This window comes from Streptomyces sp. NPDC057438 (assembly GCF_042802995.1).
Taxonomy (GTDB): Bacteria; Actinomycetota; Actinomycetes; order Streptomycetales; family Streptomycetaceae; genus Streptomyces.
The window spans coordinates 1-25,516 of the sequence record NZ_JBHVDD010000033.1; the positions used below are offsets into that span (position 1 = coordinate 1).

The 25,516-nt window shown below is 70.6% G+C and carries 19 protein-coding genes, 1 other RNA gene and 1 pseudogene; 15 read left to right on the plus strand and 6 right to left on the minus strand.

Features of this window, described 5'->3' with window-relative positions:
- The first annotated feature begins 134 nt into the window (after positions 1 to 134).
- On the plus strand, positions 135 to 1,241 hold the full coding sequence (gene prfB, locus ACFU5F_RS19725; RefSeq protein WP_383888693.1) for a peptide chain release factor 2: 1,107 nt from the start codon (positions 135 to 137) through the stop codon (positions 1,239 to 1,241).
- Positions 1,242 to 1,549: 308 nt separating this feature from the next.
- Positions 1,550 to 2,446, plus strand: coding sequence for a hypothetical protein (locus ACFU5F_RS19730; protein ID WP_383888696.1), 897 nt, complete (start codon positions 1,550 to 1,552; stop codon positions 2,444 to 2,446).
- Between the two features lie 87 nt (positions 2,447 to 2,533).
- Here ACFU5F_RS19730 and ACFU5F_RS19735 read toward each other — a convergent pair whose 3' ends face one another.
- Positions 2,534 to 2,725: a hypothetical protein gene (locus tag ACFU5F_RS19735; RefSeq protein WP_005486830.1), complete on the minus strand. Its 192-nt coding sequence runs from the start codon at positions 2,723 to 2,725 to the stop codon at positions 2,534 to 2,536.
- Positions 2,726 to 2,967: 242 nt separating this feature from the next.
- Here ACFU5F_RS19735 and ftsE point away from each other — a divergent pair, with 242 nt between their 5' ends.
- The 5 genes from ftsE (at position 2,968) to ssrA (ending at position 7,020) form a co-directional block, all read left to right on the plus strand.
- Positions 2,968 to 3,657 carry a cell division ATP-binding protein FtsE gene (gene ftsE, locus ACFU5F_RS19740; protein ID WP_005486827.1) on the plus strand — a complete coding sequence of 230 codons (690 nt, stop codon included), beginning with the start codon at positions 2,968 to 2,970 and terminating at the stop codon, positions 3,655 to 3,657.
- A gap of 35 nt (positions 3,658 to 3,692) precedes the next feature.
- On the plus strand, positions 3,693 to 4,610 hold the full coding sequence (gene ftsX, locus ACFU5F_RS19745; RefSeq protein WP_318811942.1) for a permease-like cell division protein FtsX: 918 nt from the start codon (positions 3,693 to 3,695) through the stop codon (positions 4,608 to 4,610).
- Between the two features lie 67 nt (positions 4,611 to 4,677).
- Positions 4,678 to 5,877, plus strand: a complete 1,200-nt coding sequence (locus ACFU5F_RS19750) for a S41 family peptidase (RefSeq protein WP_383888700.1) — start codon at positions 4,678 to 4,680, stop codon at positions 5,875 to 5,877.
- A 72-nt stretch (positions 5,878 to 5,949) separates the two neighbouring features.
- Positions 5,950 to 6,489: an SsrA-binding protein SmpB gene (gene smpB / locus ACFU5F_RS19755; RefSeq protein ID WP_383888870.1), complete on the plus strand. Its 540-nt coding sequence runs from the start codon at positions 5,950 to 5,952 to the stop codon at positions 6,487 to 6,489.
- Between the two features lie 129 nt (positions 6,490 to 6,618).
- Positions 6,619 to 7,020: a transfer-messenger RNA gene (gene ssrA / locus ACFU5F_RS19760) on the plus strand.
- A 69-nt stretch (positions 7,021 to 7,089) separates the two neighbouring features.
- On the opposite strand, the gene ACFU5F_RS19765 is transcribed toward ssrA, so the two are convergent.
- The 5 genes and pseudogenes from ACFU5F_RS19765 to ACFU5F_RS19785 form a co-directional block, all read right to left on the minus strand.
- On the minus strand, positions 7,090 to 8,103 hold the full coding sequence (locus ACFU5F_RS19765; protein WP_383888703.1) for a LacI family DNA-binding transcriptional regulator: 1,014 nt from the start codon (positions 8,101 to 8,103) through the stop codon (positions 7,090 to 7,092).
- Positions 8,100 to 10,383: pseudogene (gene yicI / locus ACFU5F_RS19770) on the minus strand (alpha-xylosidase). The gene ACFU5F_RS19765 and the pseudogene yicI overlap by 4 nt, the downstream one beginning before the upstream one ends.
- 30 nt (positions 10,384 to 10,413) lie before the next feature.
- Positions 10,414 to 11,178 carry a carbohydrate ABC transporter permease gene (locus ACFU5F_RS19775; RefSeq protein ID WP_383888873.1) on the minus strand — a complete coding sequence of 255 codons (765 nt, stop codon included), beginning with the start codon at positions 11,176 to 11,178 and terminating at the stop codon, positions 10,414 to 10,416.
- A gap of 74 nt (positions 11,179 to 11,252) precedes the next feature.
- Positions 11,253 to 12,167 (minus strand): carbohydrate ABC transporter permease, encoded by a 915-nt coding sequence (locus ACFU5F_RS19780; protein ID WP_383888705.1) that lies wholly within the window; start codon positions 12,165 to 12,167, stop codon positions 11,253 to 11,255.
- Positions 12,164 to 13,462, minus strand: coding sequence for an extracellular solute-binding protein (locus tag ACFU5F_RS19785; protein ID WP_383888708.1), 1,299 nt, complete (start codon positions 13,460 to 13,462; stop codon positions 12,164 to 12,166). Before ACFU5F_RS19785 ends, ACFU5F_RS19780 begins: the two co-directional genes overlap by 4 nt.
- 1,271 nt (positions 13,463 to 14,733) lie before the next feature.
- Here ACFU5F_RS19785 and ACFU5F_RS19790 point away from each other — a divergent pair.
- The 8 genes from ACFU5F_RS19790 (at position 14,734) to ACFU5F_RS19825 (ending at position 25,133) form a co-directional block, all read left to right on the plus strand.
- Positions 14,734 to 15,507, plus strand: a complete 774-nt coding sequence (locus ACFU5F_RS19790) for a hypothetical protein (RefSeq protein ID WP_383888711.1) — start codon at positions 14,734 to 14,736, stop codon at positions 15,505 to 15,507.
- Complete coding sequence (locus tag ACFU5F_RS19795; RefSeq protein ID WP_383888714.1) at positions 15,507 to 17,843, plus strand: glycosyltransferase; 2,337 nt, start codon at positions 15,507 to 15,509, stop codon at positions 17,841 to 17,843. Before ACFU5F_RS19790 ends, ACFU5F_RS19795 begins: the two co-directional genes overlap by 1 nt.
- On the plus strand, positions 17,840 to 19,021 hold the full coding sequence (locus tag ACFU5F_RS19800) for an acyltransferase (RefSeq protein WP_383888717.1): 1,182 nt from the start codon (positions 17,840 to 17,842) through the stop codon (positions 19,019 to 19,021). Before ACFU5F_RS19795 ends, ACFU5F_RS19800 begins: the two co-directional genes overlap by 4 nt.
- 162 nt (positions 19,022 to 19,183) lie before the next feature.
- On the plus strand, positions 19,184 to 19,993 hold the full coding sequence (locus tag ACFU5F_RS19805) for a hypothetical protein (RefSeq protein WP_383888720.1): 810 nt from the start codon (positions 19,184 to 19,186) through the stop codon (positions 19,991 to 19,993).
- A gap of 157 nt (positions 19,994 to 20,150) precedes the next feature.
- Positions 20,151 to 20,615, plus strand: a complete 465-nt coding sequence (locus tag ACFU5F_RS19810) for a helix-turn-helix domain-containing protein (RefSeq protein WP_383888723.1) — start codon at positions 20,151 to 20,153, stop codon at positions 20,613 to 20,615.
- Between the two features lie 192 nt (positions 20,616 to 20,807).
- Entirely contained in the window at positions 20,808 to 22,181 is a 1,374-nt protein-coding gene (locus ACFU5F_RS19815) for a serine hydrolase domain-containing protein (protein WP_383888726.1), read from the plus strand.
- A gap of 181 nt (positions 22,182 to 22,362) precedes the next feature.
- Positions 22,363 to 23,745, plus strand: a complete 1,383-nt coding sequence (locus ACFU5F_RS19820; protein WP_383888729.1) for a nitrate/nitrite transporter — start codon at positions 22,363 to 22,365, stop codon at positions 23,743 to 23,745.
- 167 nt (positions 23,746 to 23,912) lie between these two features.
- The gene (locus ACFU5F_RS19825; RefSeq protein ID WP_383888732.1) at positions 23,913 to 25,133 is read left to right on the plus strand and encodes a uroporphyrinogen-III synthase; all 1,221 of its coding nucleotides are present in this window, start codon (positions 23,913 to 23,915) and stop codon (positions 25,131 to 25,133) included.
- Positions 25,134 to 25,516 lie beyond the last annotated feature (383 nt).

Sequence of the window (25,516 nt, forward strand, 5' to 3'; positions counted from 1 at the left end):
CCCCCTGGTAACCCGGGCTCACCCCATGCATCAAGGGGCGCGGGGAACTGCGCGACCGGCTCCCGCCGGGCCGCGGCCGACGACGTACCCGGCACCCCGCATGGCTCACCCGGCGGAGCCGTTACGCTGGGGGCGTGGCAGTCGTCGATGTATCCGAAGAGCTGAAGTCCCTCTCCTCGACCATGGAGTCGATCGAGGCCGTTTTGGACCTCGACAAACTGAGGGCAGACATCGCCGTGCTCGAGGAGCAGGCGGCCGCGCCGTCCCTGTGGGACAACCCGGACGAGGCGCAGAAGATCACCAGCAAGCTCTCCCACCTCCAGGCCGAGGTCAGGAAGGCGGAGGCGCTGCGCGGTCGGATCGACGACCTCGGTGTCCTCTTCGAGATGGCTGAGGAGGAGGACGACCCGGACACCCGCGCCGAGGCCGAGTCGGAGCTGGCCTCCGTCCGGAAGGCGCTGGACGAGATGGAGGTCCGTACCCTCCTGTCCGGCGAGTACGACTCCCGTGAGGCCCTCGTCAACATCCGCGCCGAGGCCGGTGGCGTGGACGCCGCCGACTTCGCCGAGAAGCTGCAGCGGATGTACCTGCGCTGGGCGGAACAGAAGGGCTACAAGACCGAGATCTACGAGACCTCGTACGCGGAGGAGGCCGGCATCAAGTCGACCACCTTCGCCGTACAGGTGCCGTATGCCTACGGCACGCTCTCGGTGGAGCAGGGCACGCACCGTCTCGTGCGCATCTCGCCGTTCGACAACCAGGGGCGGCGCCAGACCTCCTTCGCCGGTGTCGAGGTACTGCCCGTGGTCGAACAGACGGACCACATCGAGATCGACGAGTCCGAGCTGCGCGTGGACGTCTACCGCTCGTCCGGGCCCGGCGGCCAGGGCGTCAACACCACCGACTCCGCGGTGCGGCTGACCCACCTCCCCACCGGCATCGTGGTCTCCTGCCAGAACGAGCGTTCGCAGATCCAGAACAAGGCGTCCGCGATGAACGTCCTCCAGGCCAAGCTCCTCGACCGGCGCCGGCAGGAGGAGCAGGCCAGGATGGACGCGCTCAAGGGAGACGGCGGCAACTCCTGGGGCAACCAGATGCGTTCGTACGTCCTGCACCCGTACCAGATGGTCAAGGACCTCCGCACCGAGTACGAAGTCGGCAACCCCGAGGCCGTGTTCAACGGCGAGATCGAGGGCTTCCTGGAGGCCGGAATTCGCTGGCGCAAGCAGCAGGACAAGTAGGACGCCCCGAAACAGAGCTTTGTCGACATGGCAACCGCCTTCCATCGGAAGGCGGTTGCCATGTGTGTGGGGGGATGTCTGGGTAGTGCGTCACACTCACATGTCGTTGTCGTGACCAAATGCGGTGAACGGGACATCGCGCGCGCAACGACCTTGACGTTGCTGCGAAAACTGGGAAGTCTGGCGTATGGCATGCGCATTACTGGGGTGCATGTGAACCGGGGGACTTCGACCCAACCGACTGCTCCCGTTGATCGCGGCCCCGGGCGCTGCTCCATCTACTGATAGCTACTGGGGGTAGCAGCCATATGACGAAGAAGACGCGGATCCGCGTGGCGCGAATAGCCGCCGGTGCCGTGATCGCCGCCGGCGCGTCGCTGACCGCCGCGGGTGCCGCTTCCGCGCTGGACCTCGGTGTCGGCGTCGGCGTCAGCACCGACGACGGTGGTTCCGTCGAGGCCGGTGTCTCGGTCCAGACCGGCAACGACACCGAGGGCACCAGCATCGGTGCGTCCGAGGGCACGACCTCTGAGGGCACGACCTCTGAGGGCACGACCTCCGAAGGCACCACGTCCGAGGGGACGACCTCCGAGGGGACGACCTCCGAGGGGACGACCTCCGAGGGGACGACCTCCGAGGGGACGACCTCCGAAGGCACCACGTCCGAGGGCACGACCTCCGAGGGCACGACCTCTGAGGGCACCACGTCCGAGGGCACGACCTCCAACGGCTCGTCGTCCAACGGCTCGACGTCCAACGGCAGCTCGAACTCCGGTGGCTCCTCCAACGGCAGCTCGAACTCCGGCGGCTCGACGTCCAACGGCAGCTCGAACTCCGGTGGTTCGAACTCCGGTGGCTCCTCCAACGGCAGCTCCAACTCCGGCGGTTCCACGGACGGCGGCTCGACCTCGGGCGGCTCCACCGACGGCGGCTCCACCTCCGGCGGTTCCACCGACGGCGGCTCCACCTCCGGTGGCACCGACCCCGACGGTGGCAACGACGAGGCCGTCCAGCAGGAGGGCTCCTCGGCACTCACGGACACGGGCTCGGAGACGCAGGCCCAGGGCGCCGGCAGCGGCGAGCTGGCCGAGACCGGTGCCACCGAGACCGCGTTCCTGGTGATCGGTGCCGCCACGATGATCGCCGGCGGTATCGGCTTCCGTCTGCTGCCGCGCCTGATGGTCGGCCGCGGCGCGGCCGCCTGATCGTCCGCGATCGCGCGCACAGCCGTACACAGACGCAAGGCCCGGGGCAGCCAGCCCCGGGCCTTCGTCGTACCTCTGTGCCGCTCTCTATGCCGTCTGGTGCGCCAGCAGCGCCACCGCCGCTATCAGGATCGCCAGGAGGGCGATCAAGGTCATGGGGCTCAGGCTCGCGAAGGGGTTCTCCTGCTGGAGTCGCTCGCGGCTGGCCCGGCACACATGGCAGCGGCCCTCGGCGACGGGGGACGCGCAGTTCGCGCACACCAACCGGTCGTACGTCATGCGCCTCGCCCTCCTTGCAATGGCCTCACACATACCTCAACGCTTCGCGGAAGCGGACCGTTCCTCCCCACCACTGTGCCAGGTTCCCCGGGAGGTTGCGCGGGGGCCCGGGAAAGGGGAGGGTGCCCCCCGTCACGCCGCCGGGAGCCCGTGGGGGCTCGTCGCGCACTTCCCCGCGCCCCTCACCGGGCCGGGGGCGGTACAGTCTCGTCCATCCATTCCCGACGGCTTGTGGTGCATCCGTGATCCGATTCGACAACGTGTCCAAGGTCTACCCCAAGCAGACCCGCCCCGCACTCAGGGATGTGTCCCTGGAGGTCGAGAAGGGCGAGTTCGTGTTCCTCGTGGGGTCGTCCGGCTCCGGCAAGTCCACCTTCCTGCGGCTGATCCTCCGCGAGGAGCGGTGCAGCCAGGGACAGGTGCACGTCCTGGGCAAGGATCTCGCGCGCCTGTCCAACTGGAAGGTGCCGCAGATGCGCCGCCAGCTCGGGACGGTGTTCCAGGACTTCCGGCTGCTGCCGAACAAGACGGTCGGTGAGAACGTCGCCTTCGCCCAGGAGGTCATCGGCAAGTCGCGCGGCGAGATCCGCAAGTCCGTGCCGCAGGTGCTGGAACTGGTCGGCCTCGGTGGCAAGGAGGAGCGCCGGCCCGGCGAGCTGTCCGGTGGTGAGCAGCAGCGCGTGGCCATCGCGCGGGCCTTCGTGAACCGGCCGAAGCTCCTCATCGCGGACGAGCCCACCGGCAACCTCGACCCGCAGACCTCCGTCGGCATCATGAAGCTGCTCGACCGGATCAACCGGACGGGTACCACCGTGGTGATGGCGACCCACGACCAGAACATCGTGGACCAGATGCGCAAGCGCGTCATCGAGCTGGAGAAGGGCCGCCTCGTCCGCGACCAGGCACGCGGCGTCTACGGCTACCAGCACTGACCGCCCCCGCCCACGGAAAGGCTTAGCGGAACGCCATGCGCGCCCAGTTCGTCCTGTCGGAGATCGGTGTCGGTCTCCGTCGCAACCTCACGATGACCTTCGCCGTCATCGTCTCCGTCGCCCTGTCCCTCGCCCTGTTCGGCGGATCGCTGTTGATGAGCGACCAGGTCGGCCAGATGAAGGGCTACTGGTACGACAAGGTCAACGTCTCGGTCTTCCTCTGCAACAAGAGTGACGCGGAGTCCGACCCCAACTGCGCCAAGGGCGCGGTCACGACCGAGCAGAAGAAGCAGATCAAGTCCGATCTCGACAAGATGGGGGTCGTCGAGAACGTCGAGCACGAGTCGCAGGACGAGGCGTACAAGCACTACAAGGAGCAGTTCGGCGACTCCCCGCTGGCCAGCAGCCTCACTCCGGACCAGATGCAGGAGTCGTACCGGATCAAGCTGAAGGACCCGGAGAAGTACCAGGTCATCGCGAGCGCCTTCAACGGCCGTGACGGTGTGCAGTCGGTGCAGGACCAGAAGGGCATCCTGGACAACCTCTTCCGGCTGCTCGGCTATCTGAACTGGGCGGCGCGCGGTGTCATGGCCGTCATGCTGATCGTGGCGCTGCTGCTGATCGTCAACACGGTGCGTGTCTCGGCCTTCAGCCGCCGGCGTGAGACGGGGATCATGCGGTTGGTCGGCGCCTCCGGCTTCTACATCCAGGCGCCGTTCATCATGGAGGCCGCCGTCGCCGGGATCATCGGCGGCACGATCGCCTGTGCCTTCCTGATCCTCGGGCAGTACTTCGTGATCGACAACGGGGTGTCACTGTCCCAGAACCTGCCACTGATCAATTTCGTCGGCTGGGACGCCGTGCTGACCAAGCTGCCGCTCATCCTCGCGGCGAGCTTCCTGATGCCCGCGTTGGCCGCCTTCTTCGCGTTGCGCAAGTACCTGAAGGTGTGACGCATGCCCCTGGGGCCGTACCGGCAAGGAGCGGTACGGCCCTTCGCGTTGTCCTAGACTCGCCGACATGTCAGGCCGCGACCTGTTTTCCCAGCCCCGCCGCATCCGCCGCGGGGCCGCCCTGACCCTCGTTTTCGCGAGTGTGCTCGCCACGGGCGCCGCGACCGGCTGCTTCGACGACCCGCCCGGCGGGACGGCCGCCGTCGTGAAGCCCTCCCGCTCCGCCCCGGCCGGCCGGGAGCAGGACGTCGCCGACGCCGCCGCGGCGGCCATGGCCGAGGGTGAGTCCCCGGTGGAGGCCGCCGAGCGGGCCGTCAGCCGCAGCGGCGACCGGTGGGGCGCGGTCTACTCCGAGGGCGAGTACGAGCAGTTCGAGGAGGCCCTCGACGGCGAGTACACCGGTGTCGGCCTCTGGGCCCGGCTGCGGCGCGACGGCCACGTCGAGGTGGCCCGGGTGCAGGACGGCTCCCCCGCCGCCGACGCCGGGATCCGCGCGGGCGACCGGCTGGTCGGCGTCGACGGGGAGAAGGTCGACGGACGTCCGGTCACCGAGGTCGTCTCGTTACTCCGCGGCGACGCGATCGACGGGGGGACCGGGAACACCGGCACCCCCGAGAGCGCGGCCGCCGGTACGGAGGTGTCGCTGGAGCTGCGGCGCGGCTCCCGAACCCTCCACGAGACCCTGCGCCGGGCCCGGCTGTCCACCGAGGACGTGACCGTGAGCCGTACCGCCGGCGGGGTCGGTGTCATCACCGTCGACGCGTTCACCAAGGGCTCCGGGGACGTCGTACGCGAGGCCGTCGAGCGGTCCGCGGGTTCGGCGGGCTTCGTCCTCGACCTCCGTGGCAACTCCGGCGGTCTGGTCGCCGAGGCGGTCACCGCCGCCTCCGCCTTCCTCGACGGCGGCCTCGTCGCCACCTACGACGTCAACGGCGAGCAGCGGGCCCTGCACGCCGAACCCGGCGGCGACACCGCCAGAGCGCTGGTCGTGCTGGTCGACGGCGGCACGATGAGCGCGGCCGAGCTGCTCACCGGAGCGCTGCAGGACCGGGGCCGCGCGGTGGTCGTCGGCTCCCGCACCTTCGGCAAGGGCTCGGTGCAGATGCCGAGCCGCCTGCCCGACGGCTCCGTCGCCGAACTGACCGTCGGCCACTACCGCACCCCCTCCGGCCGGGGCGTCGACGGCCGCGGCATCACCCCCGACCTCGAAGCGGACGAGGACGCCCTCCAGCGGGCCGAGACCGTGCTGAGCGGACTCGGGCAGTGAGCCGCCCTCGTTAATCGGCTTCCCGCGGACCCCCTTCGTAGTGCGAAAATGGGCGGCACTATGAGCAAGGGAATGTACGTACCGAAGGAGTCCCAGCCCAAGCAGGGCGGGGCGGCCACCAAGGGCCGGGACGGCGAGAAGGGCGGCAAGAAGAAGATCGTCGCCCAGAACAAGAAGGCCCGGCACGACTACGCGATCATCGACACCTACGAGGCCGGGCTCGTGCTCACCGGCACGGAGGTCAAGTCGCTGCGCGAGGGCCGGACCTCGCTGGCCGACGGCTTCGTCCAGATCGACCGGGGAGAGGCATGGCTGCACAACGCCCACATCCCCGAGTACCACCAGGGCAGCTGGACCAACCACTCCGCGCGCCGCAAGCGGAAGCTGCTGCTGCACCGCGAGGAGATCGACAAGCTGGAGGCCAAGGCGCAGGAGACGGGTCACACGATCGTGCCCCTCGCCCTGTACTTCAAGGACGGCCGGGCGAAGGCCGAGATCGCTCTCGCGCGGGGAAAGAAGGAGTACGACAAGCGGCAGACGCTGCGCGAGCAGCAGGACCGGCGGGAGACGGACCGGGCGATCGCGGCGGCCAAGCGGAAGCAGCGCGCGTAGTCTCCGGCCCGCCCGGGAGGAATACGGTGGCACGCGCTCGCGTTGGTCACGTACGATGGCATCCGCACCTCACAGCGGGTGCGCACACCCTCCTCGGAGGGCCTCTTCGGAGGATTGAAAAAACAACATGGGGATGATCGGTTTCGACAGCGGATGTCGAGGCAGGGGAAGCGTGTCGAGGAAGCGGCCACGATCTCGTTAACCACAGGCCGAAAAAAATAATCGCCAATTCCAAGAGCGATTCTCCGCAGCAGCAGTTCTCCCTCGCCGCCTGATCTCAGGTAGCGACGAGACCGCTCCTGCATTAAGGAGTGTCAGCCCGGGGCTGTTCCCGACCCGGATCCTGGCATCAGCTAGGGGACTAAACCTTGATCCCGGTCACGGGGTGAAGAGGGAAATCTAACAGTGACTGGGCCCGTCGGCGACTTGTTCGCGTGATCGCCGGGGCCGAGAAAATCACAGCGAACTGCACACGGAGAAGCCCTGGTTCCACACCGTTGGACGCGGGTTCGATTCCCGCCATCTCCACAATTCCCATGTGGGCGAAGCCCCGCTGCCGTACGGCAGCGGGGCTTTGTCATGCCGTGTCCCGCCCCGCCGTCACCCCGGCACGCGGGGGGCCGTGCTCGCCCGGACGGTCAGGCGGGGCGGGAGCAGGGTGGCCTCGGGCACGGGGGTCCCGGCCAGTTTGCGCATCAGCAGAGCGACCGCCTCCTCGCCCACCTCCGCGGCCGGGATGGCGACGCAGGTGAGGGGGACCCGGAGGTTCGCGGCGAGGTCGTCCGGGCACAGGGCGGTGACCGAGAGGTCGTCCGGGACGCGGAGGCCGAGGTGCTCGAAGGCGTCGACGAGGGGGTCCAGGACCGCCTCGTTGTGGATGACCACCCCCGTCAGGGCCGGGTGTTCCCGCAGGAGGCGCTCCGCCACCGCCCGGGCGGCCGCGGGGGTGGGCTCGCAGGGATGGACCGTGGAGGACATGCCGTTCCTGGTCGCGGCGGAGGTGAAGCCCTGGACGACACGCTGGGCGAAGGAGGTCTGGCGGACGTAGACCTCGGGCGGGGAGCCGATCAGGGCCACCACGTGGTGCCCCAACCCGGCCAGATGCTCCACGCACAGCTCGCCCGCCGTCCGGAAGTCCAGGTCGATGCAGGTCAGGCCGGAACGGTCGGCGGGGAAGCCGATCAGTACCGACGGCCGGTCCAGGGAGCGCAGCAACGGCAGCCGGGAATCGTGGAGTTGGACGTCCATCACGATCAGCGCGTCCACGAGGGCCGAGTCCGCCACCCGTCGCAGCCCCTCCTCGCCCTCCTCCTGCGTCAGCAGCAGGACGTCGTGGTCGTGCGCCCGTGCGGTGGTGACCGCCGAGACCGCGAACCGCATCACCACGGGTACGTGGATCCCGGCCCGTAACGGCATCACCATCGCCAGCACGTTCGACTTGCTGCTGGCCAGGGCGCGGGCGCCGGCGTGCGGACGGTAGCCCAGCTCACGGATGGACGCCTCGACCCTGGCCCGCGTCTCGGCCGAGATCGGCCGCTTGCCGCTCAGGGCGTACGAGACGGTACTGGGGGAGACGCCCGCGTGCCGGGCCACGTCCGTGATCTTCACCGTCACGCCTTCCTCGTTCCCGCGGGGGCCGGCTCCTCGTCCAGGTCCATCGTCAGAAAGCCCGTGCCCGCCTGCGCCCGGACCTCCCGGCCCTCGGCCGCGAGCCCCCACGGCGCCCTCGGGTCACCGCACGACGCCCGCAGCACCCGCCCCTCCCGTACGACCGTGAAGGTCACGTCGCCCACGGGCACGGTGACCTGGGCCCCGTGGGCCAGACCGTACGCACGCAGCGTGACCCCGTCGGCGTAGTCGTAGTCCGGGCGGTCGGTCACCGCGCCGACCGGGACGACCGCGCCCGGCCGGACCAGGAGCGGCACGCTGGTGAAGTCGTGCCGTTCCCGGACCCAGCGGGGGCCGGTGACCGTCCTGCCGTCCGCGAAGCGGGTCCAGGTGCCCTCGGGAACGTAGTACGTGACGTCGCCCTCGTCGCTGAAGACGGGGGCCACGAGGAGGTCGGGGCCGAGCATGTACTGGCGTTCCAGATGCGCGCAGGCCGGGTCGTCCGGGAACTCCAGCACCATCGCGCGCATCATGGGGACGCCCTCGGTGTGGGCGGTGCGGGCGGCCTGGTGGAGATAGGGCATCAGGCCGAGCTTCAGCCGGGTGAACGCGCGCAGGACGTCCACCGACTCGTCGTCGAACAGCCAGGGCACCCGGTACGACGACGAGCCGTGCAGCCGGCTGTGGGAGGACAGCAGACCGAAGGCGATCCACCGCTTGAACAGCGCGGGGGTCGGGGTCCCCCTCGAAGCCGCCGATGTCATGGCTCCAGTACCCGAAGCCCGACAGCCCCAGCGACAGCCCTCCGCGCAGCGACTCGGCCATCGCCTCGTACGTCGACTCGCAGTCGCCGCCCCAGTGGACGGGGAAGCTCTGGCTGCCGACGGTCGCCGAGCGGGCGAACAATACCGCCTCGCCCTCGCCCCGGTGCTTGCGCAGGACGTCGAAGACCGTGCGGTTGTAGAGGTAGGTGTAGTAGTTGTGCATCCGCTCCGGGTCGGTGCCGTCGGACCAGGCCACGTCCAGGGGCACCCGCTCGCCGAAATCGGTCTTGAAGCAGTCGACGCCCTGGGCGAGCAGCGCCTCCAGCTTCGAGGCGTACCACTCGCGGGCCGCCGGGCTGGTGAAGTCGACCAGCGCCATCCCGGGCTGCCAGAGGTCCCACTGCCAGACGTCGCCGTCCGGGCGGCGCAGGAGATGGCCGAGGTCCCTGCCCTCCGCGAACAGCGGGGAACGCTGGGCGATGTACGGGTTGATCCAGACGCTGATCCTGAGGCCCCGGCGCTTGAGGCGGGCCAGCATGCCCTCCGGATCGGGGAAGACCCGGGGGTCCCACGCGAAGTCGCACCACTGGAACTCGCGCATCCAGAAACAGTCGAAGTGGAAGACGGACAGCGGGAGCCGGCGCTCCCGCATGCCCTCGATGAACGAGGTCACCGTCTCCTCGTCGTAGGAGGTGGTGAAGGAGGTCGACAGCCACAGGCCGAACGACCAGGCCGGCGGCAGGGCGGGGCGGCCGGTGAGGGCCGTGTACTTGCGGAGGATCTCCTTCGGGGTCGGGCCGTAGATGACGTAGTACGTCAGCCGCTGGGTCTCCGCGCTGAACTGCACCCGCGACACGACCTCCGAGGCGACCTCGAAGGAGACCTTGCCGGGGTGGTCGACGAAGACGCCGTAGCCCGCGTCGGTGAGGTAGAACGGCACGTTCTTGTAGGCCTGCTCGGTGGCCGTGCCGCCGTCGGCGTTCCAGACGTCGACGACCTGTCCGTTCTTGACGAGCGGGCCGAAGCGTTCGCCGAGGCCGTACACCGAGGTGCCGACGCCCAGGTTGAGCTGTTCGCGCAGGTGGTGGGCGCCGGACGCCTCGCGCATGATGCCCATCGACTTGGGCCCGCTGGTGGTGAGGGTGCGGCCGTGGGCGAGGAAGTCGACGCGCCAGGGGCCGGTGCGGGCCACACGGACCGACAGCTCTCCGGCGGTGAGGGTGGCGTGCTCGTCGTCGTGGGAGGTGTGCGGGGTGAACTCCTCGGTGGTCAGCTCGAACCGCGGGCCGCGGGGCCGTTCGCCCTCGAAGTGGGTGAAGGTGATGCCGATGACGTCGGGCATCGGGGCGTGGGCGTCGATCCTCACGACCGGTCCCTTCAGCAGATCGCCGCGGTGGCGGACGGGCTGGGTGGGGGCGTGCACCGCCAGGGTGCCGTCCGTGGCGGTGACGTCGAGGACTTCGGCCGGATGGGCCGCGGTGACGCCCTCGCGGAGCAGCCAGTAGCCGTCGGTGAACTTCATGGGTGGGGGTTCCTTTCCGGGGCCTGGGGCCTACTTCACGGCTCCCACCGCGATGCCGCGGGTGAGTGTGCGCTGGAAGAGGAGGAAGAACACGAGCGCGGGCAGCAGACCGAGCAGGGCCGCCGCGTTGGTCATCGTGGCGTCCATCAGGCGCTGGCCCTGGAGGACACCGAGGGCCACCGAGACGGTCTGGTTGTCGTTGGAGATCAGCATCACGAGGGGGAGCAGGAACTCGTTCCAGGTCCAGATGAAGAAGAAGACCAGGAGCACACCGAGGGTGGGCCGGCTGACGGGGACGACGATCCGCCACAGGATCTGCCACTTGGTCGCGCCGTCGATCCGGGCCGCCTCGACGATCTCGCGGGGGAACCGCCCGAGGACCGAGGAGAGCAGATAGGTGCCGAAGGCCGCCTGGATCACGGTGAAGACGATGACCACGCTCAGCCGGGTGTCGTAGAGGCCGGCCTCCTTGGCGAGGAAGTACACCGGGTAGACCAGCGCCTCCTGCGGCAGCACGTTCGCCAGCACGAAGAAGGCGAGGATCCAGGTACGGCCCCGCAGCCGCCCGATGCCGATCGCGTACGCGTTGAGCACGGACAGGACCACGGCCAGGACCGCCACCGAGCCGCTGATCAGCAGCGAGTTGACCAGCTTCCGGCCGTAGTCGACCCGCTGCCAGAAGTCCTCCAGCCCGTCGAGGTAGAGGCCCTCGGGGAGGCTGAGCGGGCCGCTGCGCGAGTACTCCGCCGGGGACTTCACCGCGTTCAGGGCCACGATCAGGAACGGGACGACCATGAAGAGGGCGGCGACGCAGAGAGCCGCGAGGACCGGGAAGCGGCAAACGGCTGTCGTGCGCGGGTTCCGGACGGTCACGTGGGCGCCCCCTCGTCGGCGTCCTCGGCGCGGGTCTGGAGCCTCAGGCCGGCCAGGGCCAGGGCCAGGACGATCACGGTCAGGACGGTGGAGACCGCGGCGCCGTAGCCGACCTGGGTCTTCTCGAAGAACGTGGTGAAGGAGAAGTACGACGGCACGTCGGTGGCGCCGCCGGGGCCGCCCTTCGTCAGGACGTACACCGCGCCGAACACCTTGAGCGCGGCGATCGTGCACCACAGCAGGACCACATGGATCTCGGGCCGGATCTGCGGCAGCGTGATGTGCCGGAAGCGGCGCCACCAGCCGGCCCCGTCCAGCTCGGCGGCCTCGTACAGGGCCGGATCGACGCGCTGCAGCCCCGCCATGAAGACGACCAGCGGGAAGCCGAGTTGCACCCACACCATCACGGCCATGACCGTGTACAGGGCGAGGTCGGGGTCGCCCAGCCAGTCCTGCTGCCAACCGCCGAGCCCCACCGCCTTCAGCAGCTCGTTCAGGGAGCCGCCGTCGGGGGCGAGGATCCAGCTCCAGACGATGCCCGCGACGGCGATCGGCAGCACCTGGGGCAGGTAGAAGCAGGCCCGCAGCACGGCGGTGACCCGATTGCCGAAGTGCTTGCCGACGAAGTCGAACAGGGCGGCGGCCAGGACCAGTCCGAGCGCGGTGGGCACGGCGGCCATCGCCACCACCATGAACAGGCTGTGCCGGAACGACGCCCAGAAGGCGGAGTCGTCCAGCAGCTCCCGGTAGTTGGCGAGCCCCGACCATCGCGGGCTGCCGACCCCCTGCCAGTCCGTGAAGCTCGCTCCCGTGTTCATCAGGAACGGGACGACGACGACCGCGAGGAAGGCGAGGGCGCCGGGCAGGAGGAACAGCGCGTACGAGCCACGGCGCTCCACGGTCGCCGTCATCGCTTCGGTACGTCCTTCGCGTACGCCTTCCCGATCGCGTCCAGGTAGGCGTCCGGGTCGCTGTCGCCGGTGATCAGCTTCTGGGTCTCGGAGACGAGGACGTCGTAGAACCCGGGGACCGGCCAGTCCGGGTAGAAGGCCAGACCGTCCTTCTCGGAGAGGGTGTTGAAGTCGGCGATCAGCTTCTTGGCCCGGGGGTCGGTGATGGCGGCCGGATCCGCGGCCACCGGGACACCGCCCTTGTCGCCGAGCAGGTTCTGGATCTTCTCCGACAGAGTGATGTCGATGAAGTCGTAGGCGAGTTCCTTGTTCTCCGCGCCCTTGGGGACCACCCAGAGGTTGCCGCCGGAGCCGAGCGTGAGGTTCGTGCCGGGCCACAGGAAGGTGCCCCAGTCGAAGGTGTTCTCCGCCTGGAACCTGCCGTACCACCAGCTCCCCGAGAACAGGATCGGCGTCCTGCCCCGGATGAAGGAGACGCCCGCGTCCTCGGACTTCGCCCCGGTCGACTTCTCGTCGATGTACCCCTTCTCCACCCAGTCGGCGAAGGTCTCCGCCCCGTACGTCCACGCGGCGTCGCGGAAGTCGGCCTCGCCCTCGTACAGCTCGTAGGCGTCCACCCAGGCGCGGTCCGCCCTGCTCAGCGCCAGCTGGTACAGGTACTGCTGCGCCATGTACTCGGCGCCCGCGTTGGCCAGCGGGGTGATGCCGGCGTCGACGAACTCGTCCATGGCGGCGGTGAGTTCGGCGAGCGTGGTGGGCTCCTCGATGCCGTGCTCGGCGAACAGGTCCTTGTTGTAGTAGACCATCGTGTACTCGGCGTAGTTCGGCACGCCGTACCAGGCGCCGGAGCCCATGACGCCGTCGGCGTCGTACCGGCTGGTGGTACGGACGCCCGCGCTGAGCTTCTTGTCCCAGCCGTGCTTCTTCACCTGCGGGGTGAGGTCGGTGAGGAGGCCCTGCCTGGAGAGGAGCCCGGCGGTCGCGTTGCCCTTGTTGTACTCCATGAGGTCGGGCGCGTCGGAGGAGTTGAGGACCATGGGGGCGGTCTTGCGGATCTGTTCGAAGCCCTTTTCCTCGAACTCGACCTCGACGCCCGGGTGGGTCTTCTCGAACTCCTCGATCGCCGCGTTCCAGGCCACGCCCATGGCGCTGTCCGGGCCCTCGTAGTGCCAGAGCCGGAGGGTCCGGCCGTCACCACCGCCGCGGCCGCTGTCCGAACCGCCACAGGCGGCCAGGAGCAGGGCTCCGCCCAGAGCCGCCGCAGCCGCCGCCGTACGCCTTCGTGCCGTCAACATCCTGCGCCTCCGGGGGAGTCGGACGGATCGTCGAAAGGTGCAGTCGAATCGCTTCGATGAAAGATGTCGAAGCGCTTCGACGGAAGGTAGGTGCGGGGCGGGGATGCGTCAATGGGGCGAACGGGCATCCGCGAGAGCCGGCAGCGCGGACACCGGCTCGCGCGGGCGGGGTCGGGCGGCGGAAAGGCCGTGGTGGTGGACCTGCCCGCGGCAGCCGCTGACCGGGCCGAACCCCGCGCCGACTGGCGGAACCCGGGCGAGGGGCCGGGCTCGCTCGGGTGGTCCTGGGGTGGAAAGGGCCGCCGTGTCTGCGTCGGGGCGTGGGTGGTGGCCGGGCCTGGTGGGGTGAGGTGGCGCGGCCAGGGGTGGGTGTGGCCCGTGCCGCCCGTGAGCCTGGTGGTCCGTGCGGAAGATCGGACGCGGCGGAGCGGTCCGAGGGGTGGGGGTCGGGGCGTGGGCGCCGGCATTTTCGGACGTCGACGTGGAGGGCGGGGCTGCGCGGTCGGGCTGTCCGGGGGCCGGGGCGCCGGGGCCCGCGCCGGTGGGCGTCGGGTGGGAAGCGTCGGCCGGCGTCGGGGCTCGGGTGGTGGTCGGGCCGGGTGGGTGCGTGGTGCGGTCAGGCGGGCCGGGGCGTCGGCGTCCTGCTTGCCGGTGTGGCCATTGCCGGGGTGGGGGCGGGGGCTCGGGTTCGCCGGGTTCGAGCGGTCGGGGTGGGTCCCCGGGCGGGGCCGCGGAATTATGGCTGTCAGATCGGGAGGACGGGGGGATTCCGCCCACAGATGCACTCATCATGATGACCTTCGCCTGACAGCACACACATACACATCTTTCCCACCCATACATTCGTTGGCCAGGGTGCGTGTGATGGGTGGGGCGCCCCGGATCGGGTGGGGGCCCGGTCCGGTACAGGAAGTGCGACAGCCCGGCATCGAAACACGCGCCCGGAACGATCCCGTGGGGGGAAGTGCGTGCACGTCGACAACTGGCCCAACGGCATTCAGCCGAAGCGGACCGAGGGCGAAGGTGAAGGCCCCGGTCGTGGCCGTGGTGGTAGGGGCGGTGGCTCCGGCGAGGTGGTCTGGCCCGAGGCCGCCGACAGAACGGGAGCCGTGTCCCGGACGGAGCGGGACCACGGAAGCGGAGGCTCGGGACACCCGGGGATCCCCGGGTCCGCCGGTCTCGGAGTGCCCCGGCAGCCGACCGCCCCCGGGGGCCTGCCGGCGCCCTGGGAGCAGCCCGATCAGCCGGGCCGCAATCACGATCCGCACGAGGTGACCGTGCAACTCGACGGCGTGGGGCGCGAAGTGGACGAGGGCAAGGGCAGGCACGCCGGCCGGGACGGCGACGCGGCGGGTGCCGGCCAGGACTCCGACGGTCCCGTCTTCGTGGACGAGTCGGGCCGGCGCAGGAACCTCTACCGGCGGCTCGGTATCGCCGTCGGCACCGCCTGCGCCGCGTACGCCGTGGTCATCGTCGGCACCCTGGTGTCGGGCAACTCGGACGCGCCCTGGCTGCCGGTGCCGATGCAGAAGGACGACAAGCCGGCGAGCAAGGTGGACACACCGCCGCTGCCGGGCGAGTCGGACGACCGGTCCGACGAGGCCGAGGGCTTCGTACCGGACGCGGGTCCGGGCGGCGGCCGTACGGGCGCGACGTCCTCGCCCGGTGCCAAGTCCCCGGCCGGCTCGTCGGGCAGGGCCGAGCAGCCGGAGAAGTCCGCCCGCGCCGAACCCTCGGCCCGGCCGAGCGCCGGAGCGACGCCGAAGCCGCAGCCGAAGCCGAGCGGCGGTGCGAAGGACCCCGAGCCTGCCACCCCCACGCCCGAGCCGCCGAAGGTCGACCCGAGCCCCGCGGCCTCGCCGCCGCCCTCACCCACGCCCTCCGAGACCGGCTCCGCCGATCCGGGCCCGGGCACCGACACCGTGGCCGACGGCCCGGCCTCCCCGGCGCCCGTCGAGCCCGCCCCGTCGACGCCCGCGGAGTCGCAGAGCCCGCAGGAGCCCGCGAGCCCCCAGGACCCGCAGAACCCGGAGAGCCCCGCCTGATGACCCGCTCCAAGCGCGGCGGCACGCCTTCGCGTGCCGCCGCCCCACGTCGTACCCGCTCACCGCGAGCACCACAGACCCCCGTGGGCGGCACCGCCGACGACCCGGCAGTCGACACGGCCGAGGGCGCGAGTCCGGGCAAAGGCCCGCGCAAGCGGGTGCGCAAGCGTTCCGGGCGCCGGGTTCCGCTGCGCTACCTGCTGCCCTGCGTCCTGCTCCTCGCCCTGATGGCCATGCTGATGCTGCGCGGGTACGTGCACAGCGAGATCCTCGCGGACCACCGGGTCGGGCCGCCCGTGGCGAACGACCGGGTGCCGAAGGAGATACTCAAGGGCGGCCCCGTGATCGACACCCGCTCGGGCCGCCAGATCAGCCTCGACATCCCCGATCACGAACTGGTCCTGACCTTCGACGACGGACCCGACCCCACGTGGACCCCCAAGGTCCTCGACATGCTGAAGAAGCACGACGCCAAGGCCGTCTTCTTCATCACCGGCACGATGGCCTCGCGCTACCCCGACCTGGTGCGGCGGATGGTCGACGAGGGCCACGAGATCGGCCTGCACACCTTCAACCACCCCGACCTCACGCTGCAGAGCAAGGACCGCATCGACTGGGAGCTGTCCCAGAACCAGCTCGCGCTCGCAGGCGCCGCCGGTATCCGCACCTCCCTGTTCAGGCCGCCGTACTCCTCGTTCTCCGCGCGCATGGACAACCGGACCTGGCCGGTCACGCAGTACATCGGCAGCCGCGGCTACATCACCGTCGTCAGTGACACCGACAGCCAGGACTGGGCCCGGCCCGGCGTCGACGAGATCATCCGCCGGGCCACGCCCGAGCGCCGCGGTGACGGGCACGTCGTGTTGATGCACGACGCCGGCGGCGACCGCTCGCAGACCGTCGCCGCGCTGGACCGGTACATCAGCGGACTCCAGGCCGAGGGCTACACGTTCGACACCCTCACCGGCGCCCTGGAGGCGCCCAGCGCGCACACCCCCGTCTCCGGTCTCGGCCTGGTGAAGGGCAAGGTCTGGGTGACGCTGGTGCAGGTCTCCGAACGGACGACGAGCGTCCTCGTGGTCGCCCTCGCGGTCGTCGGCGTCCTCGTCCTCGCCCGCTTCGGCCTGATGCTGATCCTGTCGATCGTGCACGCCCGCAAGGTCAGGCGCCGCGGCTTCCGCTGGGGCGCGGACGGACCCGTCACGGAACCGGTGTCGGTGCTCGTCCCCGCGTACAACGAGGCCAAGTGCATCGAGAAGACGGTCCGTTCGCTGGTGGCGAGCGACCACCCCATCGAGGTGCTGGTCATCGACGACGGCTCGAGCGACGGCACCGCCGGCATCGTCGAGGACCTGGGCAAGGACCTGCCGGGCGTCCGAGTCGTACGGCAGCTCAACGCGGGCAAGCCGGCCGCCCTCAACCGGGGCATCGCCAACGCCCGGCACGAGATCATCGTGATGATGGACGGCGACACGGTCTTCGAGCCGTCCACCGTCCGTGAGCTGGTCCAGCCGTTCGCCGACCCCCGGGTCGGCGCGGTCGCGGGCAACGCCAAGGTCGGCAACCGCGACACCATGATCGGCGCCTGGCAGCACATCGAGTACGTGATGGGCTTCAACCTCGACCGCCGGATGTACGACGTCCTGCGCTGCATGCCGACGATCCCCGGCGCGGTCGGGGCGTTCCGGCGCACGGCACTCGAACGCGTCGGCGGCATGAGCGAGGACACCCTCGCCGAGGACACCGACATCACCATGGCCATGCACCGCGACGGCTGGCACGTCGTCTATGCCGAGAACGCGCGCGCCTGGACCGAGGCCCCGGAATCCGTCCAGCAGCTGTGGTCGCAGCGCTACCGCTGGTCGTACGGCACGATGCAGGCGATCTGGAAGCACCGTGGCTCCCTCTTCGACCGGGGCCCCTCGGGCCGCTTCGGCCGTGTGGGCCTGCCGCTGGTCTCCCTCTTCATGGTCGTGGCACCGCTGCTGGCCCCGCTCATCGACGTCTTCCTGCTCTACGGGCTGATCTTCGGGCCCACGGAGAAGACGATCGGCGCCTGGCTGGGGGTCCTGGCGGTCCAGGTGGTGTGCGCCGCGCTGGCGTTCCACCTCGACAAGGAGCGCATGACCCATCTGATCTCGCTCCCGCTCCAGCAGATCCTCTACCGCCAGCTCATGTACGTCGTCCTGCTGCAGTCGTGGATCACGGCCCTGACCGGCGGCCGGCTGCGCTGGCAGAAGCTGCGGCGGACCGGGGCCGTGGGGCTGCCGGGCGCGCCGGAACAGGCGGCCGCCGTGCCGCGGCAGCAGTCGGAGGAACGGAGGCCGGTCGGATGAGCACCCTCACCCAGGACTCAGCGCCGCAGACCCCGGCCGCCCCGCCCGTCTCCGGCCGGGACCGCTACTTCGACCTGCTGCGGGCCCTGGCCATCTTCCGGGTGGTGCTCTACCACCTCGCCGGCTGGAGCTGGCTGCCGCTGGTCTTCCCCTCCATGGGCGTGATGTTCGCGCTCGCCGGCAACCTCATGGCGCGCTCGCTGAAGCGCCCCGCCCCGGGTGTCGTCAAGGGCCGGCTTCGCCGGCTGCTGCCACCGGTGTGGCTGCTGGGCGTCGTCGGGGTGACGGGCATGGTGGCCCAGGGCTGGGCGCCGGATCCGTACTGGCATCCGCTGTGGTGGTGGTTCCACCTCGCGTTCTGGATCCTCCCGGTCAGCGAGCCGCCGTACGCCGACGGCCTGCCCGGGGTGCACGGCTTCATCGGCGCCGACTGGGCCGTGGAACTGGCCGGACCGCTCTGGTACGTCCGCACCTACATCTGGTACGTCGTCCTCTCCCCGGTGCTGCTGCGCGCGCTGCGGAGGATGCCGGTGCTGACGGTCCTCGCGCCGCTCGCCCTGGCGGCGCTGCTGGAACTGGGCTGGCTGGCCGTCCCCGGTGAGCGGCTCGCCGCGGGCTTCACGGACTTCGCCACCTTCGGCGCCTGCTGGCTCCTCGGCATGGCCCACCAGGAGGGCGTCCTCAAGCGCCTGCCGAGGTACGTCGTGCCGTCCGTGGCCCCGGCGGTCGCCCTCGTCGGCCTCTGGTTCGCCCTCAGCGGCGACTACGGCCAGGGCCACGACCTGGACGACATGCCGTTCGCCCAGTCCCTGTGGTCCGTCGCCGTGGTGGCGCTGCTGCTGCACCTGAGCCCGTCGTGGTCGCAGTGGCCGCCGCGGCTGCGCCGCTGGGACGGGGTGATCGCCTTCCTCAACTCCCGCGCGGTGACGATCTATCTCTGGCACACCACCTGCATCATGATCGCCTCGACCCAGTGGGACCGGCTGTGGGACGTGGTGTTCCTCGAACAGCACGCCCCGTGGCTGCTGGAGAGCGTCTGGCCGGTGCTGGCCCTGACCTGGCTGCTGGTCGTCGCCTGTGTCGTCGCGTTCGGCTGGGCGGAGGATCTCGCGGCCCGGCGCAGGCCGCGGTTGTGGCCGCGGAGTGGGGATGTCGGGAGGGCCGCGAGCAGGTCCTGACGCGGGCGGCCGGTTACGTGTGCTCGGTCATGTATTGACCCGGTAACCAACCGGGATACGCACTTGCGTGCGACTGAGCGGGTGGTGAATGTTGGGCTCGCTGGAGGCAGGTGTTCCGCACTTCGTGCCTCGCCGAAGCGACTCAAGGAGTGACATCCGCCGATGACTCAGCCTCCCCCCGGCCCGCCCTACGGCGGTTACGGTTCCCAGCAGCCTCCGCAGCCGCACCCGGGGCCGTACACGGCCCCGGGCCAGGTTCCCGGCCAGCCGCCGAACCCGTACGCGACGGCTCCTCAGCAGCCGTACGGGGGTGGCGGGCAGCCGCCGTACGGGCCGCCGGGGGCGCCTGGGGCACCGAACTACGGTCCGCAGTACGGGGGTTACCCGCCACCGCCTCCGCCGTCCGGGGGCGGCGGGAAGGTCGCGCTGATCATCGTGGCCGCCGTGGCGGCGCTCGCGGTGATCGGTGGCGGCATCTTCCTCCTCGTCGGCGACGGGGACGACACGGACACGGCCCGGCCCGGCCGGAGCGCGTCGGCCTCGGCGTCGGAGAGCCCGGCCGAGACGGAGGAGGCCGCCGACGAGGCCACGGAGGAGGCCACCGGCACGCCCGACGGCGGTCTGGACGACGGGGGTTCCTCCACCGCGCCGGCCGAGGGCGTCGAGGGCCAGTGGCAGGACGACGAGGCCCGCACCCTGACGATCGGCGCGGAGCAGACGGCCGGCGAGGCCAAGGGCCAGCACCCGCTGTCCTACATCGACATGGTCGGCGGCAAGGGCATCTTGACCGGCGTCGGCAAGTACCGCGACGACAACAACTTCCGGATGGCCCTCACGCCCATGGCCTCGAAGAACGTCAGCGACGACGACGTCACCTTCGCCACGGTCCGGCGTTCCGGCGACGACGTGGTCATCACCTGGGAGGCCGGCGGCACGGACACGCTCAGCTATGTGGGTGAGGCGACGGGCTGACCATGGACAGCATGCGGGGCCCGGCGATGTGGACGCCGCCGGGCCCCGCCGTCGCAGGTCGCCGGGCGGCGGTGCCCGGGGCCGTGCCGGACCGGCGGCAACCCGGGGCCGGGGCGGCGGCGACTGAGGGGAAAGCAGAGGCGGGGAGCGTCCACACATGAAAAGCGATGCCGAACACATCCCCGCGTTCGCGGCCTGGATCGAAGGCGTGATGCGAGCGCACGGGTACGACATCGACAGCCCGCGCGGCGGCGGCCGGACCAGGCTCGCCGAGGACGCGGGAGTGCACCGGGCGGCCATCACCCGGCTGCTGCAACGCCGGAGCATGCCGGACCTGGAGACGATGCGGGGCCTGTCGCGGGCGCTCGGCATCCCGGTCCGGGAGGTCCTGATCCGTTCGGGCAAGCTGACCGAGCAGGACCTGCCCCAGGCGCCGATGCCACCCGGCACCGGCACGGACCCCGGGGACCACCCGCTCTCCGCCGAGCAGGCGGCGACCGCGCTCGGCATCCCGGAACACCGCCGGGCCGCCTTCGTCCAGATCACCGAACAGCTCAGACGCGGCACGGCCGCCGCCCCGGCCGTGCCGGAGGCGAGCGGGGACGGCCGGGCCGGCACCTGACCCGCGGGCCCGCCCGGCCGTCGAACCAGAGGGCCGCGCACGGTTTCCCCGTGTGCGGCCCTTTTTCACACCCAGGCGAGAACGCTGTACGTACTTGCGCACACTGTTCGCAGTGCGTACGGTGTTCCACATGGCCGCACCGCGCACGACCGGCGGCCCCGCATCCCTGTCCCGCGTTCCGAAAGGCACCCCATGTCCCAGCGCACCGCCCCCGACCTCGCCCACTGGCAGCACCGCCTCGACACCCTCCGCGCCGCTCACGGAGTGCCCGGCGCGACGCTCGCCTTCCTCGCCCACGGCGAGATCCACGAACTGGCCAGCGGCGTGCTCAGCAGGGCGACCGGCGTCGAGGCGACGACCGACTCCGTCTTCCAGCTCGGCTCGATCGCGAAGGTCTACACGGCCGCCCTCGTCATGCAGCTGGTGGAGTCCGGCGAACTCGACCTGGACGTCCCGGTGGTGAAGGTCCTGCCGGAGTTCGCGACCGTCGACCCGGCGGCCACCGAGGTCATCACACCCCGCATGCTGCTCTCCCACACCAGCGGCCTGACCTGCGACTTCCACATCGACACGGGGCGCGGCGACGACGCGATCGCCCGGTACGTCGAGGCCGCGAAGGGCGTGGCGATGGACTGCCCGCCGGGTACGGCGGTGTCGTACAGCGGGATCGGGTACGTCGTGCTCGGCCGGATCGTCGAGGTGCTGACCGGGCTGAGCTGGGACCAGGCGCTCAGGGAGCGGGTGTTCGCGCCGCTCGGCCTGACGCACACCATGACCCTGCCGGAGGAGGCGCTGCCGTTCCGCGTGGCCATGGGGCACATGGCGGGGGAGGACGGAACGCAGACCCCGGCCCCCGTCTGGGACATGATGCCGCGCGCGGCCGGCCCGGGCGCCCGGGTGCTCGCCACCGCCGGTGACGTGGTCCGGTACGCGAAGGCCCACCTCGACGGCGGCGCCGGGATCCTCCGCCCCGAGACCGTGTCGGCCATGCGGGCCCGGGAGACCGACGTCCCCGACAAGTGGACGGTCAGCGCGGACGGCTGGGGTCTCGGCTGGACGCTGTACGACTGGGACGGTGTCCCCGGCCACGGGCACGACGGCGCCGCGACCGGCCAGTACGCCTTCCTGCGCGTGGCGCCGACGAAGGGGGTCGCCGTCGCCCTGCTCACCAACGGCGGCGCCTCCCGCCTCCTCTACGCCGATCTGCTGCGCGAGCTGATGGCGGAACTGGCCGGCGTCACGATGCCCCCGCCGTTCGCCCCCGCCGCCGAGCCGCCCGCCGTCGACATCACCCCCTGGACCGGTACGTACAAGAGGGAGGGAGTCGTCATCACGATCGGCGAGAGGAACGGCACACCGCACCTCACCTACGCCTTCGTCGACGGGATGGTGGGCTACTCGCCGGACCTGGAGATGGACCTCGTCCCCCTGTCGGACACGGTGTTCGCCGGTGCGGGCGGCGGCTCCTCGTTCGCGGAGGACTGGATGCCTGTGGTCTTCGCCACGCTGAGCGACGGCACCCGGTGCGCCTACATTGGCATGAGGGCCGCGCCGAAGGTGGCATGACCACCGGGTATGACGCCCCGCTCACCATTTCCTCACCGGCAGGTCCGCGCATCCGTGAGAGCGAAGTTCCCTTCCGGTCACCCGGTGCCACAGAACAGGAAACGCGCTCTCCCTACCTTCGGGACTCATCACCCCTCATCCCCGCAACGCAACACCTGAGCCCGGAGAACGTGGAGGCGTCATGACAGCCCCGAGCACTGCCCCCGCATCGAGCAGGGGAGGCCGCTGGATCCAGCACTGGGATCCCGAGAACGAGGCCTTCTGGAACGAGACCGGCGAGAAGGTCGCCCGTCGCAACCTGATCTTCTCGGTGCTGTCGGAGCACATCGGCTTCTCCATCTGGACCGTCTGGTCGGTGATGGTGCTGTTCATGGGCCCGGAGTACGGGCTCACTCCGGCCGACAAGTTCTTCATCGTCTCGATGGCCACGCTGGTCGGCGCGATCGTCCGCATCCCGTACACCTTCGCGGTGGCGCTGTTCGGCGGACGCAACTGGACGGTCGTCTCCGCGAGCCTGCTGCTCATCCCGACCGTCGCGGCCTTCGCCGTGATGGAGCCGGGGACCTCGTTCAACACGTTCCTGGTCTGCGCGATGCTCGCCGGTATCGGCGGCGGCAACTTCGCCTCCTCCATGACCAACATCAACGCCTTCTTCCCGCTGCGGAAGAAGGGCTGGGCGCTCGGCCTCAACGCGGGCGGCGGCAACATCGGTGTCCCGGTCGTGCAGCTGATCGGTCTCGCCGTCATCGGCGCCTCGGGCGGTCCCCGCGTCCTCCTCGGGATCTACATCCCGCTCATCGTGATCGCCGCCGTCCTGGCCTGGATCAGGATGGACAACATCGCGTCGCTGAAGAACGACACCGGCGCGGCCAAGGACGCCGTCAAGGACGCCCACACCTGGATCATGTCCTTCCTCTACATCGGCACCTTCGGCTCCTTCATCGGCTACAGCTTCGCCTTCGGCCTGGTCCTGCAGACCCAGTTCGGCCGTACGCCGCTGCAGTCCGCGTACGTCACCTTCATCGGCCCGCTGCTCGGCTCGCTGATCCGCCCCGTCGGCGGCGCGCTCGCCGACAAGTACGGCGGCGCCAAGATCACCCTGTGGAACTACGTCGCCATGGCCGGCGCCACCGGGATCATCGTCATCGCCTCCATGCAGAAGTCGCTCCCGCTGTTCACCTGCGCCTTCATCGCGCTGTTCGTCCTCAGCGGCCTCGGCAACGGCTCCACCTTCAAGATGATCCCGGGCATCTTCCAGGCCAAGGCCCTGGCCAAGGGCCTGGACGGCGAGGAGGCCGCGGCCTACGGACGCCGTCTCTCCGGTGCCTCCATGGGCATCATCGGCGCGGTGGGCGCGCTCGGCGGCCTCGGCATCAACCTGGCCTTCCGCCAGTCCTTCCTCACGGTCGGCTCCGGCACCGGCGCCTTCGTCTCCTTCCTCGCCTTCTACGGCCTCTGCTTCGCGGTGACCTGGGCCGTATACCTTCGCCGCCCGGCCTCGAACGCCTCTGCGGCGACGACGGCCACGGAGGCGAAGCCGCAGCTCAGCTACGCCGAGGTGTGACATCGCCCATGGCATGACACGTGTGACGTAACACCAGCGTCATCAACCCGAACCGAGCCTGTCACGCACCGTTGACAGGCTCGTTCGGCATGTGGGCGCACCAATCGGTGCACCCGCACGCACAGAGCTTCGACTGAGTGCAACGACTCGACTGCGGGACGAGAGCCATGTACGACGAACAGCAGCGACCCGAGCGATCAGATCGAGCCGATCGACCAGACAGGACGGTTCTGATGGATCGGATGGATCGGACAGCGCCGACGGACCACGGGCCGCTCGCGGGCTTCACCGTGGGGGTCACGGCCGCCCGCCGGGCCGACGAACTCGGAGCACTTCTCCAGCGCCGCGGAGCCGCGGTCCTGCACGCCCCCGCCCTGCGCATCGTGCCGCTCGCCGACGACAGCGAACTGCTCGCCGCGACCAAGGACCTGCTCGACCAGGCACCCGACATCGTGGTCGCGACCACCGCGATCGGCTTCCGCGGCTGGATCGAGGCTGCGGACGGCTGGGGCCTCGGGGAGGCGCTCCTCGACCGGCTGCGGGGCGTCGAAGTCCTGGCGCGCGGACCGAAGGTGAAGGGTGCGATCCGTGCCGCCGGACTCACCGAGGAGTGGTCCCCCTCCTCCGAATCCATGGCCGAGGTGCTCGACCGGCTGCTGGAGCAAGGCGTCGAGGGCCGCCGGCTCGCCATCCAGCTCCACGGGGAACCCCTTCCCGGCTTCGTGGAGTCCCTGCGGGCCGCCGGAGCGGAGGTCGTCGGTGTCCCCGTGTACCGCTGGATGCCCCCCGAGGACATCACCCCCATGGACCGCCTCCTGGACGCGGCGATCGGCCGCGGCCTCGACGCCCTGACCTTCACCAGCGCCCCGGCGGCGGCGTCCCTGCTCTCCCGCGCCGAGGACCGGGGCCTGCTCCCGGAGTTGCTCAACGCCCTGGGCCACGACGTCCTCCCCGCCTGCGTGGGCCCGGTGACGGCCCTGCCCCTCCAGGCCCACGGCGTGGACACGGTCCAGCCCGAGCGCTTCCGTCTCGGCCCCCTCGTCCAGCTCCTGTGCCAGGAACTCCCCGGCCGCGCCCGCATCCTGCCCATCGCCGGCCACCGGGTGGAGATCCGGGGCCACGCGGTCCTCGTCGACGGCGACCTCCGCCCCGTCCCCCCGGCCGGCATGTCCCTGCTGCGTGCGCTCTGCCGCCGGCCGGGCTGGGTCGTCCCCCGCTCGGACCTCCTCAAGGCCCTCCCCGGCGCGGGCCGCGACGAACACGCCGTGGAAACGGCCATGGCCCGCCTCCGCACGTCCCTGGGCACCCCCAAACTCATCCAGACGGTGGTCAAACGCGGCTACCGCCTGGCCCTGGACCCCACGGCGGACACGAAGTACGACGCGTAGAGGGCCGCGACTCCCGACCCTTCGAGGGCGCGGGGATCGGCGCGAGCAGCCCTCACCGGGCCCGCGGTTGGGGGTTGTAGGGGCGCAGCCCTTGGTGTTTCAGGGGCGCGGGGATCGGCGCGAGCAGCCCTCACCGGGCCCGCGGTTGGGGGTTGTAGGGGCGCAGCCCTTGGTGTTTCAGGGGCGCGGGGAACTGCGCGAGCAACCCCCACCGGACCCGCACATGGGGGTCGAAGGGGCGCAGCCCCTTGAGGATGGGACGGGTAGGGGCGGCGGGGGCGATCCGAACCGGCCGCACACCGGAGGGTTCCCGCCGGGGGTGCGCCCAGGCACTGTAAGGGGTACGTACCTCCCGAGCGCAGCGCACCCCTGCCGGCCGGCAA